This window comes from Peribacillus simplex, from assembly GCF_900156045.1.
In the GTDB taxonomy this organism is placed as follows: domain Bacteria; phylum Bacillota; class Bacilli; order Bacillales; family DSM-1321; genus Peribacillus; species Peribacillus simplex_D.
Genome location: NZ_FTMX01000001.1, coordinates 511,453 through 526,185, shown reverse-complemented (window position 1 = coordinate 526,185; position 14,733 = coordinate 511,453). Strand labels below are relative to the sequence as shown.

17 protein-coding genes and 1 other annotated feature are annotated in these 14,733 nt (G+C 43.5%); of the genes, 5 read left to right on the top strand and 12 right to left on the bottom strand.

All coding sequences use genetic code 11. The annotated features are described in order from the left end of the window. Window positions 1-19: 19 nt before the first annotated feature. Entirely contained in the window at window positions 20-1,708 is a 1,689-nt protein-coding gene (locus tag BW986_RS02505; protein ID WP_076364812.1) for an L-lactate permease, read from the bottom strand. 255 nt (window positions 1,709-1,963) lie between these two features. Between BW986_RS02505 and BW986_RS02500 the strand changes: the two genes are divergently transcribed. The 4 genes from BW986_RS02500 to BW986_RS02485 all read left to right on the top strand — a co-directional run bounded on the left by BW986_RS02500 (window position 1,964) and on the right by BW986_RS02485 (window position 5,743). After that, window positions 1,964-2,695, top strand: coding sequence for a FadR/GntR family transcriptional regulator (locus BW986_RS02500; protein WP_076364810.1), 732 nt, complete (start codon window positions 1,964-1,966; stop codon window positions 2,693-2,695). A 179-nt stretch (window positions 2,696-2,874) separates the two neighbouring features. Further along, window positions 2,875-3,591 (top strand): (Fe-S)-binding protein, encoded by a 717-nt coding sequence (locus tag BW986_RS02495; protein WP_076364808.1) that lies wholly within the window; start codon window positions 2,875-2,877, stop codon window positions 3,589-3,591. 23 nt (window positions 3,592-3,614) lie between these two features. Next, window positions 3,615-5,045, top strand: coding sequence for a LutB/LldF family L-lactate oxidation iron-sulfur protein (locus BW986_RS02490; RefSeq protein ID WP_076364806.1), 1,431 nt, complete (start codon window positions 3,615-3,617; stop codon window positions 5,043-5,045). Continuing rightward, window positions 5,039-5,743, top strand: coding sequence for a LutC/YkgG family protein (locus BW986_RS02485; RefSeq protein WP_221408315.1), 705 nt, complete (start codon window positions 5,039-5,041; stop codon window positions 5,741-5,743). Before BW986_RS02490 ends, BW986_RS02485 begins: the two co-directional genes overlap by 7 nt. Before the next feature lie 61 nt (window positions 5,744-5,804). Here BW986_RS02485 and BW986_RS02480 read toward each other — a convergent pair whose 3' ends face one another. After that, window positions 5,805-6,890 (bottom strand): M42 family metallopeptidase, encoded by a 1,086-nt coding sequence (locus BW986_RS02480; protein ID WP_076364802.1) that lies wholly within the window; start codon window positions 6,888-6,890, stop codon window positions 5,805-5,807. Window positions 6,891-6,954: 64 nt separating this feature from the next. Beyond that, entirely contained in the window at window positions 6,955-7,443 is a 489-nt protein-coding gene (locus BW986_RS02475; RefSeq protein WP_076364800.1) for a dUTP diphosphatase, read from the bottom strand. A 109-nt stretch (window positions 7,444-7,552) separates the two neighbouring features. On the opposite strand from BW986_RS02475, the gene BW986_RS02470 reads away from it, so the two are divergent. After that, window positions 7,553-7,933: a sigma-w pathway protein ysdB gene (locus BW986_RS02470; protein WP_076364798.1), complete on the top strand. Its 381-nt coding sequence runs from the start codon at window positions 7,553-7,555 to the stop codon at window positions 7,931-7,933. Window positions 7,934-7,986: 53 nt separating this feature from the next. Here the strand turns inward: BW986_RS02470 and BW986_RS02465 are convergent, their stop codons facing one another. The 9 genes from BW986_RS02465 to ytxC all read right to left on the bottom strand — a co-directional run bounded on the left by BW986_RS02465 (window position 7,987) and on the right by ytxC (window position 14,686). Continuing rightward, window positions 7,987-8,556 (bottom strand): TVP38/TMEM64 family protein, encoded by a 570-nt coding sequence (locus BW986_RS02465; protein WP_034309063.1) that lies wholly within the window; start codon window positions 8,554-8,556, stop codon window positions 7,987-7,989. Between the two features lie 60 nt (window positions 8,557-8,616). Next, window positions 8,617-8,892: a DUF1294 domain-containing protein gene (locus BW986_RS02460; protein WP_076364796.1), complete on the bottom strand. Its 276-nt coding sequence runs from the start codon at window positions 8,890-8,892 to the stop codon at window positions 8,617-8,619. Window positions 8,893-8,960: 68 nt separating this feature from the next. Further along, window positions 8,961-9,320: a 50S ribosomal protein L20 gene (gene rplT, locus BW986_RS02455; protein ID WP_034309067.1), complete on the bottom strand. Its 360-nt coding sequence runs from the start codon at window positions 9,318-9,320 to the stop codon at window positions 8,961-8,963. Between the two features lie 35 nt (window positions 9,321-9,355). Then, on the bottom strand, window positions 9,356-9,556 hold the full coding sequence (gene rpmI, locus BW986_RS02450; RefSeq protein WP_034309070.1) for a 50S ribosomal protein L35: 201 nt from the start codon (window positions 9,554-9,556) through the stop codon (window positions 9,356-9,358). Between the two features lie 34 nt (window positions 9,557-9,590). Then, entirely contained in the window at window positions 9,591-10,091 is a 501-nt protein-coding gene (gene infC / locus BW986_RS02445) for a translation initiation factor IF-3 (RefSeq protein WP_034309072.1), read from the bottom strand. A gap of 98 nt (window positions 10,092-10,189) precedes the next feature. Continuing rightward, window positions 10,190-10,326, bottom strand: a sequence feature (ribosomal protein L20 leader region). A 127-nt stretch (window positions 10,327-10,453) separates the two neighbouring features. After that, the gene (locus BW986_RS02440) at window positions 10,454-10,948 is read right to left on the bottom strand and encodes a GNAT family N-acetyltransferase (RefSeq protein ID WP_076364794.1); all 495 of its coding nucleotides are present in this window, start codon (window positions 10,946-10,948) and stop codon (window positions 10,454-10,456) included. Between the two features lie 52 nt (window positions 10,949-11,000). Next, complete coding sequence (locus tag BW986_RS29970) at window positions 11,001-11,171, bottom strand: hypothetical protein (RefSeq protein WP_179085987.1); 171 nt, start codon at window positions 11,169-11,171, stop codon at window positions 11,001-11,003. Between the two features lie 333 nt (window positions 11,172-11,504). Then, entirely contained in the window at window positions 11,505-13,436 is a 1,932-nt protein-coding gene (thrS, locus tag BW986_RS02430) for a threonine--tRNA ligase (protein WP_076364790.1), read from the bottom strand. Between the two features lie 389 nt (window positions 13,437-13,825). Then, window positions 13,826-14,686: a sporulation protein YtxC gene (gene ytxC / locus BW986_RS02425; RefSeq protein ID WP_076364788.1), complete on the bottom strand. Its 861-nt coding sequence runs from the start codon at window positions 14,684-14,686 to the stop codon at window positions 13,826-13,828. Window positions 14,687-14,733 lie beyond the last annotated feature (47 nt).

Sequence of the window (14,733 nt, the reverse complement as noted above, 5' to 3'; positions counted from 1 at the left end):
AAAGGGAGCCTCATTCTACTTATGGAATCATCCAGGAAAGGACGCCATTTTGCAAGAAGGTAATTACACAAACAAGCAGCAATAAAAATAAACTATGTTTGAGTGTGAATCTCAATAATTCCGATTCCCTGCCCGCCAATCCAACGGCAGCACAAGCAATCGCTATCGATTGGGGGGAAATCATCTTTCCGGTAACCCCTCCGGAAGAATTCGCCCCAAGTGCCAAGACCGGCTCCATCCCCACTTTAAGGGCGGTCACTTTTTGCAGACTGCCAAATAAGAGGTTGGCTGATGTATCCGATCCGGTAATGAACACACCCAGCCAGCCGAGAACCGGTGCGAAGAACGGAAATAAATCACCCGATTTTGCAAGGGTCATCCCTAATGTCGTCGACATGCCTGAAGCATTCGTTACATAGGCAAAAGCCACCACGGCAGAAATCATCAAGATTGGTTTTGCCAACTCTTTCATCGCTTCAACAAAGGTGCCAAAAACGTCTTTTGCAGACATGTGTGCGATGAACTTCGTTACGATGGCAGCCAGTAAGATCGCAGTCCCGGCCGCTCCGAGCAGTTCTATTTTATAGAAAGCCGCAATCGGCAATCCATCGCTTCCGATTATCGCATTATGCAGACCTGGGACTTCGATTTGGAAGGTTAATAGTTTCCCGAGTTCATTGATTCCGCCAAGCAACACATTGTTGCCTTCATAATGTCCAGAGAGCGCCGGCTTTATCGGGTTCATCCCCCATATTGTTATGAAAAGCGTTAACAGAAGGAATGGTGACCAAGCATGGAATATCTGCCATTTCGTGTATTTTGTTTCCGCTTCTTCCGGATATAAAGTTTCGACAGCTGCTGCCGTTTCCTCGGATGCAAAGCGAAAGATCGTTTTAGGTTTCCAGAATTTAAGGAAAATCGCCAATGCAAATAGTGACACTAATGCGGAAAGGATGTCCGGTAATTCCGGCCCAAGAAAATTCGAACTTAAGTACTGTGTGATGGCAAAGGAAAATCCGGAAACCAATATTGCCGGCAAAACTTCAAGCGACCTTTTCCACCCAGTCATTATTAAAATGAGATATAGCGGAATGAAAGCCGAAAGGAATGGCAATTGGCGGCCGACCATTTTTGAAATCTCCATGGCGGCTATGCCAGTGGGGCCTTCCATGGCGATGATCGGTATTCCAACCGCCCCGAATGCTACCGGAGCGGTATTCGCGATCAAACAAATCCCGGCTGCATATAGCGGGTTAAATCCAAGACCGACCAAAAGCGCGGCTGAAATGGCAACCGGTGCCCCAAATCCCGCGGCCCCTTCCAAAAAGGCCCCGAAAGAAAATGCCACCAATAATGCCTGGAGGCGGCGGTCTTCCGTAAGCGAAAGCACCGAAGAACGAATGATATTGAATTGTCCGCTTTTAACAGTCATTTTGTACAAAAATACGGAAGTGATGATTATCCATCCGATTGGGAGCAGCCCATATACGGCTCCTTGTGAAGCGGACATCACTGCTTTTCCTGCAGGCATTCCATATATCAATACAGCCACTGCAAGAGCTACAAGCAACGTGGTTATACCTGCAATGTAACCTTTCATACGTTTGATGGTAAGTGCCCAGAAAAAGTAAAGAATTGGAATGAGTGCGGCAAGAGATGATAAAACTAAATTATCGGTGATCGGCGTAAAGTTTTGTGTCCATGTCATTCATTTCGACTCCATTTTCTATAAATTTTTTAAAAAATTCAGAAATCAACCGCTAATTGAAACCCCTTACATATTCGAAAATTCTAAGTCATCAGATGACTTGATGAGTACTCATTAAAATTAAAGTATTAAAAATATAAAATCAAGATTTTTTTTATTTTTTGTTGATTTTTTTATCCTTCCGGAAGTGTCAAAGATCATTTGTGTTATATAATATTAACCAGAGAAACTCATAGAAAATAGAGGTGCTACTACTTGGTATATAAAAAAATAAAGCCGAAAAAAATTTATGAAGAAGTCAGCGATGAACTTTATGAAATGATTCGGTCAGGCAGCCTGAAACCAGGTGAACAATTGGATTCCATTCAGCAGCTTGCGGAAAATTTCCAAGTCGGGCGCCCGGCCATCCGCGAAGCATTAAGTGCATTGAGTTCAATGGGTCTTATTGAAATAAAACAAGGTGAAGGAACATTTGTCAAAACCTTCGACCCCACCATCATGAACCACCCTTTGTCTGCCGCCCTTTTGATGGATCAAGACAATATCAAGCATTTACTGGAAGTCCGGAAAATACTTGAGTCCGGTACAGCAGAAGTGGCAGCGAAGAAGAGAACAGAAGAAAACCTTATCGAACTCAAGGAAAGGCTTTTTGATATGGAAAAGGTGTCAGATGATGAAGAACTAAGTGATAAAGCAGATATCGCCTTCCATGTTGCAGTGGCAAACGCATCACAAAATGAGCTGCTGATCACATTGATGAACCACGTTTCAGAATTAATGACGGAAAAGATGCGGGATATCCGTCGGATTGCGCTTTATTCCGAAGAGATGTCACTTAAGAAGCTTTACCAGCAGCATGTCAGGATTCATGATGCAATCGTGGCACAGGATGAAGACGGAGCCCGCAGTGCCATGCTGTTTCACCTTCAAAGCGTCGAGGAAGCACTGGATCGGGTCATCCAAAAAAATCAGCAAAAACACAGTTGACCTTCTTTTAAATTTCAAAAATACCCTATACAAAAAAGGATTAAATTGATATATTATTTTGAAAACGATTACTTCATTTAAAAAATCTTGGAAATTGGTATATTCTATTAACCATTTCCTTTTTCCATTTTCTAGTCATCAGATGACCTGTTAACCTATTACAAAAAGGAGGAGTTCAAATGAAAATCACTCTCTTTGCAACATGTTTAGTGGATTTGTTTCAATCCAACGTCGGCAAAGCGACAGTGGAGCTACTCGAGCGATTAGGATGTGAGATCGATTTTCCGGAGTCCCAGATATGCTGCGGACAGCCCGCATATAATAGCGGATATACGAAAGAATCGAAGGAAGCCATGAAAAAGATGATCAAAACGTTCGCGGATGCTGAATACATCGTAACCCCTTCCGGTTCCTGTGCAGCGATGTTCAAAGAATATCCGGTCCTTTTCAAAGGCGATGCCGAATGGGAAAAGAAGGCGGAATCATTAGCGGCCAAAACATATGAATTGACCCAATTCATCGTGGATGTCTTAAAAGTGACCGATGTCGGGGCGACCCTTAAGGGAAAGGCCACTTATCATACTTCATGCCATATGACACGGCTGCTTAAGGTGAAGGAAGCACCTGCCATTTTGTTAAGCCATGTAAGGGGACTGGAAATGACACCACTCCCGGATGCCCAAAACTGCTGCGGGTTCGGGGGGACCTTTTCGGTTAAGATGGGGGACATTTCCGGGCAAATGGTCGAGGAGAAAGTCTGCAATATTGAAGCTACCGATGCCGATTTTTTAATTGGCGGGGATGCCGGATGTTTGATGAATATCGGCGGACGGATCCAAAGGAAGGGGCAACCGGTGAAAGTGCTTCACATTGCGGAAGTCCTGAATAGTATTTAAAGAAAGCGAGGAGGGGAAAACTAATGGCTATGAAAACCAGCTCTGCCAAGTTTAAAGACCGGGTGGATGAAGGAATACATAATGATTTTATGCGATTGGCCGTATCGAGTGCCCAAGAACGATTACACGGACGGCGGCTGACTGCCGTTGATGAATTGGGAAGCTGGGAGGATTGGCGTTCCCTTGGGGAAGAAATCCGGCAGCATGTGCTTAATAACCTTGATTTCTATTTGCACCAGCTTGCAGAAAACGTTTCGAAAAGGGGCGGTCATGTCTTCTTCGCTGAAACCGCTGAAGAAGCAAGCGGATACATCAAGGATGTCATTGTAAAAAAGAACGCCAAAAAAGTCGTGAAATCCAAATCGATGGTCACGGAAGAGATCAATTTGAATGCAACTCTTGAAGCAGTTGGCCTTGATGTCGTTGAAACGGACCTTGGTGAATATATTTTACAAGTGGATGATCATGACCCACCTTCCCATATCGTCGCACCTGCTCTCCATAAAAATAAGGAGCAGATTAGGGATGTTTTTAAAGAAAAGCTTGCATATACGCAAACCGAAAAACCGGAAGAGCTTACCGCCCATGTGCGGGGCATTCTGCGGAAAGATTTCTTAAGCGCCGATGTGGGCATTACCGGCTGTAATTTTGCCATTGCGGAAACGGGCTCGATCGGTTTGGTGACGAATGAAGGAAATGCCGATTTGGTTACTGCCCTCCCAAAAACGCAAATCACCGTGATGGGAATGGAACGGCTTGTGCCTACATTCGATGAATTCGAAGTCCTTGTCAGCTTATTGACAAGAAGCGCTGTCGGCCAAAGGCTGACCAGTTACATCACCGCACTTACAGGGCCTCGAGATGATGGCGATGTAGACGGACCCGAGGAATTTCACCTTGTGATCGTAGATAATGGACGCTCCTCCATTTTAGGAACTGAGTTTCAATCCGTTCTTCAATGCATTCGATGTGCTGCCTGTATAAATGTCTGCCCGGTTTATCGCCAGGTTGGCGGTCATTCATATGGTTCCATATATCCGGGTCCAATCGGAGCTGTGCTGTCTCCCTTACTCGGGGGGTATGATGATTTCAAGGAGCTGCCATATGCCTCCACTCTTTGTGCAGCCTGTACTGATGCCTGTCCGGTCAAGATTCCTCTCCATGATTTACTGAGGAAGCATCGTGAGGTCATCGTCGAAAAGGAAAAAATGGCGCCATTTTCAGAAAAGATGGCCATGAAAGCCTTTGGAATCGGTGCGGCCTCGCCTATGCTTTATAAGTTCGGCTCCAAAATGGCTCCATCCGCGATGTCTCCTTTTAAAACGGGGGATATCATCTCGAAAGGACCGGGACCACTCAAAACTTGGACAGAAAGCCGCGAGTTCCCTGCTCCAGGGAAAGAGAGCTTTCGGGACTGGTTCAAAAATCGGGAAAAAGGAGGGAAACCATCATGAATGGAACCATCCATAATGAAGGGACTTTTTTAAACAATATAGCCAAAAACCTGGGAAGGGCTCCTATTACGGAAGGCATCTCCGTTCCGGAATGGAAGCACGCCCCCCAAAAAGAAGTTTTGAAACATGCGACACCAAATGATCTTGTCGCGGAATTGGAGGAACAATGTAAACGGGTGCATACTCAGTTTCACGTCACCGACTCCAAGCAAGTGATGCATTGTTTAAAACAGGTGATCGAGGAACTTGGAAACGGCCCCTTGATCATCCCTAAGGACGATCGATTTTCCGACTATGGATTGGATGGTATCTTAAAGGAAAAAGATGTCCATATATGGGATCACCAAGCCGGGAAAGAAAATATCGAAAAAGCAGAAAATGCTAACATCGGAATCACATTCAGTGAGATGACACTAGCAGAATCTGCGACCGTCGTCTTGTTCAGCGACAAGGACCATGGCAGGTCCATCAGCTTCCTTCCTTCCTGCCATGTTTCCATCATTCCCAAAAGCACCATCGTTCCGCGGATGACACAGGCTGCTGCGGCCATCCGTTCAAAAGTTACCCGGGGCGAAGTCGTTCCCTCCTGCATCAACTTCATAACAGGGCCGAGCAATTCGGCTGATATCGAAATGGACCTTGTCGTCGGCGTCCATGGTCCCATCAAAGCGGTCTATATAATCGTCGAAGATAAGTAGAAATAAGGAAAAGAAAAAGGAGAGGAACCTAATTAGGCCTCTCCTTTTTTAACTTTCCATATTACTCGTAAATGATCCGATCAACCGCTTCACGATCGAGGCGTTTGATCACCTCGACAATTAGCTTAACCGCATTCTCATAATCATCCCGGTGGAGCATTGCTGCGTGTGAATGAATGTAGCGTGTGGCAATCGTGATTGCCAGTGCCGGAACACCATTTGCCGTTAAATGGATGGAGCCGGCATCCGTCCCGCCGCCTGGAATCGATTCATATTGATAAGGAATATTCATTTCATCTGCCGTGTCGGTGACAAAATCGCGTAATCCCTTATGTGCCACCATCGATGAGTCATAGATGACGATTTGCGGGCCTTCCCCCATCTTACTCATCGCTTCTTTTTCGGAAATCCCCGGTGTATCACCAGCAATGCCGACATCGACGGCAAAACCGATATCCGGCTGAATTTTGAATGTGGATGTTTTGGAGCCACGCAAGCCGACCTCTTCTTGCACAGCGCCAATTCCATAAACTACATTAGGGTGGTCGCTGTCTTTCAGCTGTTTAAGCACATCAATGGCGATTGCACAGCCAATTCGATTGTCCCAGGCTTTGGCCAGCAGCATCTTTTCATTATTCATGACCGTGAATTCAAAATATGGCACAACCATATCCCCTGGCTTGACGCCCCATTCCTTAACCTCTTCTTTGCTGGATGCACCGATATCAATAAACATATCCTTAATATCAATCGGCTTCTTCCGCGCCTCCGCTGACAGGATATGCGGCGGCTTGGAACCGATAATCCCAGTTAGATCACCTTTACTTGTAACGATCGTCACGCGCTGTGCCAGCATTACCTGTGACCACCAACCCCCTACCGGCTGAAAACGCAAAAATCCTTTATCATCAATTTGGGTGATCATGAAACCGACTTCGTCCATATGCCCTGTAACGACGATTTTCGGTCCGTTTTCATCACCCGTTTTCTTGGCAATCAAACTTCCCAGGCCATCTGTCGATATTTCATCCGCAAATGGTGTTATGTATTCGGTCATCACTTTTCTTACTTCACTTTCATTTCCTGCAATTCCTTTAGCATCCGTTAAGTCAGCAAGCATCCTTAACGTTTCATCCAATTGAGCCATCCTTATACCTCCCTATAAATTACATTACAAGAATAATTATACAGATAATCGATTGCATAAACAATCAGTAGCCTTGCTTTTGCCTTTCATAGTTCACTTCATTTTTGCTTACATATGCTTTTTCCACATCCACTGCTGAAAATCCAAGCAACTCCCCTAAATGTAAATACGCAGCAAAAACCTTTTGGAAAGATGACTCTGTCAACTGTGTGCGAAATTCACTTATATATCCGTAAATAGCCGTAAATTGAAGCGTCAAATCCTCCTGATCCACCTTGAGGGCGGATGGAACTTCCGGTACAAATCCCCGTTCGATCCCGAGTGACAAAATGAAATGAATGCCATCCACGTATTCAGCCAAAATCGTTTCTTTATCAGATGGGCCTTTAAGACTCCAGAATTTAAAACATCTAGTTTCATTGGCAAGCTCTCCAAGCTCCACTAAAAGAGCAAGTATCTTTCTTTCCACTAAATCTTCAGCACCCAAATCATGCTTGGATTGTATATGCTCGTCCAAGGCTGCCTGCATTTCCATTAATTTACTTATGTTCATTTTCATCACTTCTTTCTATCGTCTTCCCCTAAATTATATCAAATAAATGAAACTTATTAAAAACCCATACGTAAATGAAGGGAATCACTCTGTTTAAGGAGGTAGCGCCATGGTATTGATCATGCGGTTCATTCTTTTGGCTCTCATCATTTTCTTAATATATACAGTCATCAAATACCTATTTAATCCGAAAAGAAAATTAGAACTGGCACATGAACAGAAAAAGTTCTTTCTGCTCGACGATACAGCCAATATACGAAAGAATTTTTTATTGACGTACAATGGGGTGATGTTTGAAGGGGAAAAGTATCTAGGGACGACGGATCGCTCCTTCGAGGTCATCTCCATCTTCATATGGCCTAAAAAAATGGCCGGCCTGAAAGGCTTGAAGCGAAATGACTTCTTAAAAATCGAGGCAGCCATTAAAAAACAATATCCGGATGCCGTCATTGATTGGAAGAGCCCGGTTAAGGAGTTTTTACAAAAATGAAAAAAATCAAACGTAATGAAGAGCCTTGAGAAAAATGGACTCAAGGCTCTATTTTAATCATCTGAACGAAAAAATTCCTTCCAAGGGACGACCGTCTGCTTCTCCCTCAATAAATAGATCAATAAGGTTAAGGATAATAAAATGATGACAATCAGCGTTGGACTGAAATCTGCAATATAGTGGCCAAAAACCGTGTATACGAAGGCTACAGGGAGATTGGTCATGAAGGATAGATAAAAATAATTTTTCAATCCTTTATTGGATTCCAATAAGCAAAGCGACAGTAAGTAAAAGTGTATGAATGGTATTAGCCTCAGTACAGCAATTTGCCGGCTATTTAGCTTTCGATTTCCAAACAGCTTATTCTTAAGCCGCAGCAGCCTATCCTTTGTTTTCGGAAATTTGCCTATCACGAAATAAAAGGCCATACTGGACAACGTCAAACCGATTACCGAATAGATGGTTCCAAAAGCTGCCCCGAATAATACTCCGCCAGACATGCAAACCACAATGACGGGAATGAATAAAAATTGCCTTAATAAATGAAAAGTGATAAAAATCAACGGTGCAAACACGCTTCCAGATTGAACGTAGCTCATCACAAGTGTCAGTTTATCATTCATGCTCTCCCTCCAGCTACTCTTTGCTGCTTCTACAAGCATATACACTATACGGGCTACATATTACAATTGAATGAATATCTTGATCAATAAGGCTATCTGAAGAATCATCAATATGGGCAGGCCCCACTTAAAAGCCGCATGCTTCGTCTTATGGCGGAATTGCTTCATCCCCAAAAAGGACCCAGTCCCTCCGCCTATGACCGCCCAAAACCAAAGTGTCCTTTCGCTGATCCGGTACTCCCCATTACGCGCTTTCCTCTTGTCGATTCCCATTAAGGCAAATCCGATGATGTTCGTGATGATCATATAAGCTGCAATGAACCATACTCCTTGCATTTTCATTCCCTCCTTTAAATATGTAAAAAGCCACCCTCTTGAAAAGAGAGTGGCTGTATCAGTCAGACTTATTTGTCTAATTGTTGTTTAGCAGCAGTTGCTAATTGAGCAAAAGCTTGTTCGTCAGCAACAGCAAGATCAGCAAGCATTTTGCGGTTCACTTCGATACCAGCAAGCTTTAGACCATGCATTAAACGGCTGTAAGAAAGACCGTTGATGCGTGCTGCAGCGTTGATACGAGTGATCCAAAGTTTGCGGAAATCACGTTTCTTTTGACGACGGTCACGGAAAGCATAGTTTCCTGACTTCATTACTTGTTGGTTAGCTACTTTGAAAAGAATATGTTTCGCGCCATAGTAACCTTTAGCTAATTTTATTACCTTTTTACGACGTTTGCGAGTAACAGTACCGCCTTTTACACGTGGCATGTTATTTCCCTCCTATTTAACTCGATAAATCGAACTTATTTAATGTTGTCTAGCATATGACGAATACGTTTGAAGTCACCTTTGCTTACAAGGCTAGCTTTGCGAAGCTTACGCTTTTGCTTAGTAGATTTGTTAGCAAATAAATGGCTTGTGTAAGCGTTAGAACGCTTAAGTTTGCCGGATCCAGTCTTTTTGAAACGTTTAGCAGATCCGCGGTGAGTTTTCATTTTAGGCATAAGGTATTCCTCCTCATTACAAATTACTTTACAATTACTTTTCGTTTTTCGGTGCTAAGATAATGAACATGCTGCGCCCGTCCATTTTTGGGTGTTGCTCGATTGTAGCCACTTCTTTACATGCTTCAGAAAAACGAACGAGTACACGTTGACCAATTTCCTTATGCGTAATGGCACGTCCTTTGAATCGGATAGAAGCTTTTACTTTATCGCCTTTTTCAAGGAATTTAATACCGTTGCGAAGCTTCGTATTGAAATCATGTTCTTCAATCGTCGGGCTCAAACGAACCTCTTTCAGACTGATGACTTTTTGATTTTTACGTGCTTCCTTGTCTTTCTTTTGCTGCTCGAAGCGGTGTTTTCCGTAGTCCATGATCCGGGCTACCGGAGGCTTTGCATTTGCAGCAACTAAAACTAGATCAAGATTTACACGAGCGGCAATTTCCAATGCTTCGAATTTCGTTTTAATTCCAAGTTGTTCTCCGTTTTGGTCAATAAGACGAACTTCACGGGCTCGGATGCCCTCGTTTACCATCGCGTCTTTACTAATAGTTAGCCACCTCCAAAGATATTGGCGAATACGAATATTTGAATAAATTCGGTCACGCTCACAACTCGCTTACAGGATATAATCATAATAAAAAAGTGTGGATGCATGCTGCACCCACACTGATAGACTCATTCAGAAAGATCCAAATAATCAAATCATGACCTGTTAACTGCATTGTTTGCGTCAACCAGGTGAGAAGCGGGTGCTTCTTCTTTTCATCAAACACGTATTCAATTCACTTTAGAAATATATCATAAACACTGATGACTTGTCAAATGCTAAATTTTATTCGTTTTTCACAACAAAATTAATATTATCAGACATTCAGTTATTTGACAATACGTTTTTTAAAGTAATTTGGACAAAAAATATTCATCATGATACTTTCCATCAAAAAACAGTGATTCCCGCTTTATTCCTTCCTTTTCAAAACCCATCTTTCGATATAAGGAAAGCGCAGGGGCGTTGTTTGCGATCACGGACAATTCCAGGCGCCGTATTTCGTTTGTCCGTGCATTCTCCTCCATTTTCTGAAATAGCTTCGTACCGATGCCTTTTCCTCTGTCCTGTTCATTGATGCCGATGACGATTTTGGCGGAATGCCTCGTTCGGCCCATTTGATTGCCCAATAAAATTAGGTAACCATTCAACTCATGGCCGCTAGCAGCAACGAGGAAAACGGAAAGGGGATTTTTTTCGATTTGCTCCATTTGCTTTTCCATTTGTTTCCCCGTCGCTTTTCTTTCCCCAGGGTTGTACAGCATATACCCGGAATCTTCGACATGATTGAACAGAGCAGCCAGGTTATCCGCGTCTTTCCTTGAAGCCTTTCTAATCTCCATTTTTCCCCACTCCCCCTTTGTTACAGTCCATACTGAGCGAAGCGATCAAATGCTAAGAGTTTTCCTTCGCCTTTTTCTTTTTCTCGATGGTGTCCCAGGAAAATAGGACTATCCAAAAAAGCAGGACCGGGACAATGGCATATTGTCGATAATCATCCAATAACAATAAGATGATGATGACAAGGAATGTCGGTCCGAATAGATAAGAAAATTTCTTTTTCATGCTGACCCTCCTTTTCATTGCTGTACATATTTTCACATGATGGTTTCATTTTATCATGACTTAATTAAAAAGAGGGACACAACTGTATGTGCCCCTCTTTTTGTTTTTGGCTGTTTTCGCTTACTTTGTTGCTATTTTCCAAGTAAAGCGGTGTGGTTGATTTCCCCTCCAGATGCTCGCTTTCCGCGGGGCGGGCGGTGAGCCTCCTCGGCGTAAACGCCTGTGGGGTCTCACCTGTCCCGCTGCTCCCGCAGGAGTCTCGCACTTGCGCTCCAATCAACCTTAAATAGTTTCGTTTTAAAAATAACAATCTTTACGAAAAGAGCCTTGTTTTTAACGGCTTACTTCCGCCTTAATAGCTGAAACGAAATCTTCAAAAGCGATCGTTTCGGATTTTTGTTCACCGTATTTACGTACATTCACGCTGCCTTCTTTGACCTCATTGTCTCCAACAACGAGCATGTACGGGATTTTTTGCATTTGCGCTTCACGGATTTTGTAACCGATTTTCTCGTCGCGTGTATCCAGGTCGACACGAATGCCTTGCGCTTTAAGTTTTTCCTGTACTTCTTTCGCATAATCCAAGTGCACTTCAGGTGAGACCGGGATCACTTGTGCTTGGATAGGTGCAAGCCAAGTCGGGAATGCCCCCTTGTATTCTTCGATCAAGTAAGCGACAAAACGCTCCATTGTGGAAACGACGCCGCGGTGGATAACAACCGGACGGTGCTGCTTGCCGTCCTCACCGACGTAATTAAGATCAAAACGTTCAGGAAGCAAGAAATCAAGCTGGACAGTGGAAAGCGTTTCATCTTTCCCTAAGGCAGTACGCACCTGAACATCAAGCTTAGGACCGTAGAATGCCGCTTCACCTTCCGCTTCAAAGTAATCCAGGCCAAGTTCGTCCATGGCGCCTTTTAACATACTTTGTGCTTTTTCCCACATGTCATCATCATCGAAGTATTTTTCTGTATCCTGAGGATCGCGATAAGACAGTCGGAATGAATAATCCTTGATATCGAAATCTTTATATACTTCCAGAACCAGGTTCACAACGCGCTTGAACTCTTCTTTGATTTGGTCGGGACGGACGAAAATGTGCGCATCATTCAATGTCATTCCACGTACACGCTGAAGGCCTGAAAGGGCACCTGACATTTCATAGCGGTGCATCAAGCCTAGCTCGGCAATCCGAATTGGCAGTTCGCGGTAGCTGTGGATACTGTTTTTATAGACCATCATGTGATGCGGACAGTTCATAGGACGCAGGACAAGCTGTTCGTTTTCCATCTCCATGACAGGGAACATGCCGTCCTGGTAATGATCCCAGTGTCCAGATGTTTTATAAAGGTCCACGCTTCCCATTACAGGTGTGTAGACATGGTCATAACCCAGACGTTCTTCCTTGTCCACGATATATCTTTCGATTGTCCGACGGATGGTCGCGCCTTTTGGCAACCACATCGGCAGCCCTTGTCCCACTTTCTGTGAGCTCATGAACAAGTTCAATTCTTTGCCGATTTTACGATGGTCACGTTCTTTGGCTTCTTCAAGGAAACGCAGGTGTTCGGCCAAATCTTCTTTTTTATAGAAAGCCGTACCGTAAATTCGTTGAAGCATTTTATTTTTGCTATCGCCTCTCCAGTAAGCTCCAGCGATGCTCAATAGCTTGAACTCTTTGATTTTCCCGGTTGATGGAACATGAATTCCACGACAAAGGTCAAAGAATTCACCCTGCTCATAAAGCGTTACCTGCTGATCGGCAGGAATCGCATCGATCAATTCCAATTTATACTCATCGCCGATTTCCTTAAAACGGGAAATCGCTTCATCACGACTCACTTCGATGCGGGAAACTTCCAAGTTTTCGTTGACGATTTTCTTCATTTCTTTTTCAATCAATGGAAGGTCTTCAGGAGTCAATGATTCCTCCAGATCCATATCATAGTAAAAGCCGCCCTCGATGACCGGACCTACGCCGAATTTGGCGTTTTTGTACAAACGTTTGATCGCTTGTGCCATCAAGTGTGCTGTACTGTGACGCAATACTTCAAGAGCATCCGCTGCGTCCTGTGTGACGATTTCGATTGTACCATCTTGTTCAATCGGACGTTTCAAATCAAATAATTCACCATTGAATTTTCCGGCAATGGATTTTTTCCTTAAACCAGGACTGATGGATGCAGCGATGTCTTCAGTTGTTGTGCCTTTAGCAAATTCCTTAACCGCTCCGTCAGGAAAAGATATTTTCAGTAATTCTGACATTCAGTTTCACTCCTTCTTATTGTTCGAACAAATTACAGGTTTTTGATTCCATTACAACACAAAAAAGCCCGCCCCTGTATAAAACAGGGACGAGCTTAGTAACAAATATCATTAACCCGCGGTTCCACCCTCGTTCCAGCTTGCTTTTCACGGCAAAATGGCACTTGTAACTTGGTAACGGCAGCTTCCCGTCAGCTCATATTCGCAGAATGCCTGCTTTCCGAGCCGAAGTTTAAAGGTGGTAAGTGTTCCATGCGAATAGGAAGCTTACAGCCTGTTGGCTCCCCTCTCTGATAATCGGCGACTAGAATACCCTTGTCCTCATCATAACTTTTAGTTTTTTAATAGTATGTAGGAAATTATAATTTGTTATACGGTGAAAATCAAGGTTAATTTTCTTTTTTCCACGAAAGGTCATTCAAATGCATTGAAAATGACGAAAGTGGCAAGATGGTCGCCCGTTCTTCGAAAATCCTTGAAATGGTCTGGATCAACCCTTCTTCCTTGTCATCGGTATAGATGCATAAGTTTTCGGGAGCAATCGATAAAAGCGGGGCAAGTATCACCGTATCGAGAAAAAGTGAACTTTTGGCAAGAAGCCTCCTGTCGATCATACTATTGATTTTTGGACGGTCGAGTTTGCTGAATTTTTGATCATAGAAATGAAAACCATCCCGGTTGACCAGGTGAAGCTTTCTTAATTTCGACTCCTGCCCATGAAGGCAATCACGGAGAGTGGCAATGAAATTTTGATAGTCCTGCTCCAGCTTGTATTCATCAATCGCCTTAAGGACATACTTTTCCAAAGTGTGCTGAAATGATTTTAAACGGAAGGTCGTAAAAGAATCGAATGAAAAAGATACCTTTCCAGCCAAGATGCTTTGAAGTCCTTCCTCAATCAATCGTTTCTCCGTACTGAATGCTCCATCTTGATTCCTGGCTCTTTCCACCTCGATGATCGATGATGCAATTTCAATGATGGCTTCAATTTCTTCCCGTTCCCTATAAAAAAATTTACCGACTATTATTTGCTCCAAAACAGGAAGTGTCTTTTCTTCCAATAAAAAAGAATGAAATGCATCACGAAGCAGAATTAGCCATTTATCACCTGAAGACTTCGTCATATCCACATGCATGCCTTGTTGCGGAAGAAATCGAATGTATGCTTGAAATTCTGCCCCGAGTGGATGGACAGAAACGAAATTCAGTAATTTCAATGCCTCTGAATCGTTTTGAAACGAAATTTGCACTACGACATCCCCCCTTCCCCCTTGCCTCTTTGTTCATGTATATGGGG

Coding starts and splice junctions, on each gene's coding strand:
- BW986_RS02505 (WP_076364812.1), bottom strand. CDS start 1,708: ATGACATGGACACAAAACTTTACGCCGATCACCGATAATTTAGTTTTA.
- BW986_RS02495 (WP_076364808.1), top strand. CDS start 2,875: ATGAAAATCACTCTCTTTGCAACATGTTTAGTGGATTTGTTTCAATCC.
- BW986_RS02490 (WP_076364806.1), top strand. CDS start 3,615: ATGGCTATGAAAACCAGCTCTGCCAAGTTTAAAGACCGGGTGGATGAA.
- BW986_RS02480 (WP_076364802.1), bottom strand. CDS start 6,890: ATGGCTCAATTGGATGAAACGTTAAGGATGCTTGCTGACTTAACGGAT.
- BW986_RS02475 (WP_076364800.1), bottom strand. CDS start 7,443: ATGAACATAAGTAAATTAATGGAAATGCAGGCAGCCTTGGACGAGCAT.
- BW986_RS02470 (WP_076364798.1), top strand. CDS start 7,553: ATGGTATTGATCATGCGGTTCATTCTTTTGGCTCTCATCATTTTCTTA.
- BW986_RS02465 (WP_034309063.1), bottom strand. CDS start 8,556: ATGAATGATAAACTGACACTTGTGATGAGCTACGTTCAATCTGGAAGC.
- BW986_RS02460 (WP_076364796.1), bottom strand. CDS start 8,892: ATGCAAGGAGTATGGTTCATTGCAGCTTATATGATCATCACGAACATC.
- rplT (WP_034309067.1), bottom strand. CDS start 9,320: ATGCCACGTGTAAAAGGCGGTACTGTTACTCGCAAACGTCGTAAAAAG.
- rpmI (WP_034309070.1), bottom strand. CDS start 9,556: ATGCCTAAAATGAAAACTCACCGCGGATCTGCTAAACGTTTCAAAAAG.
- infC (WP_034309072.1), bottom strand. CDS start 10,091: ATGGTAAACGAGGGCATCCGAGCCCGTGAAGTTCGTCTTATTGACCAA.
- BW986_RS02440 (WP_076364794.1), bottom strand. CDS start 10,948: ATGGAGATTAGAAAGGCTTCAAGGAAAGACGCGGATAACCTGGCTGCT.
- BW986_RS29970 (WP_179085987.1), bottom strand. CDS start 11,171: ATGAAAAAGAAATTTTCTTATCTATTCGGACCGACATTCCTTGTCATC.
- thrS (WP_076364790.1), bottom strand. CDS start 13,436: ATGTCAGAATTACTGAAAATATCTTTTCCTGACGGAGCGGTTAAGGAA.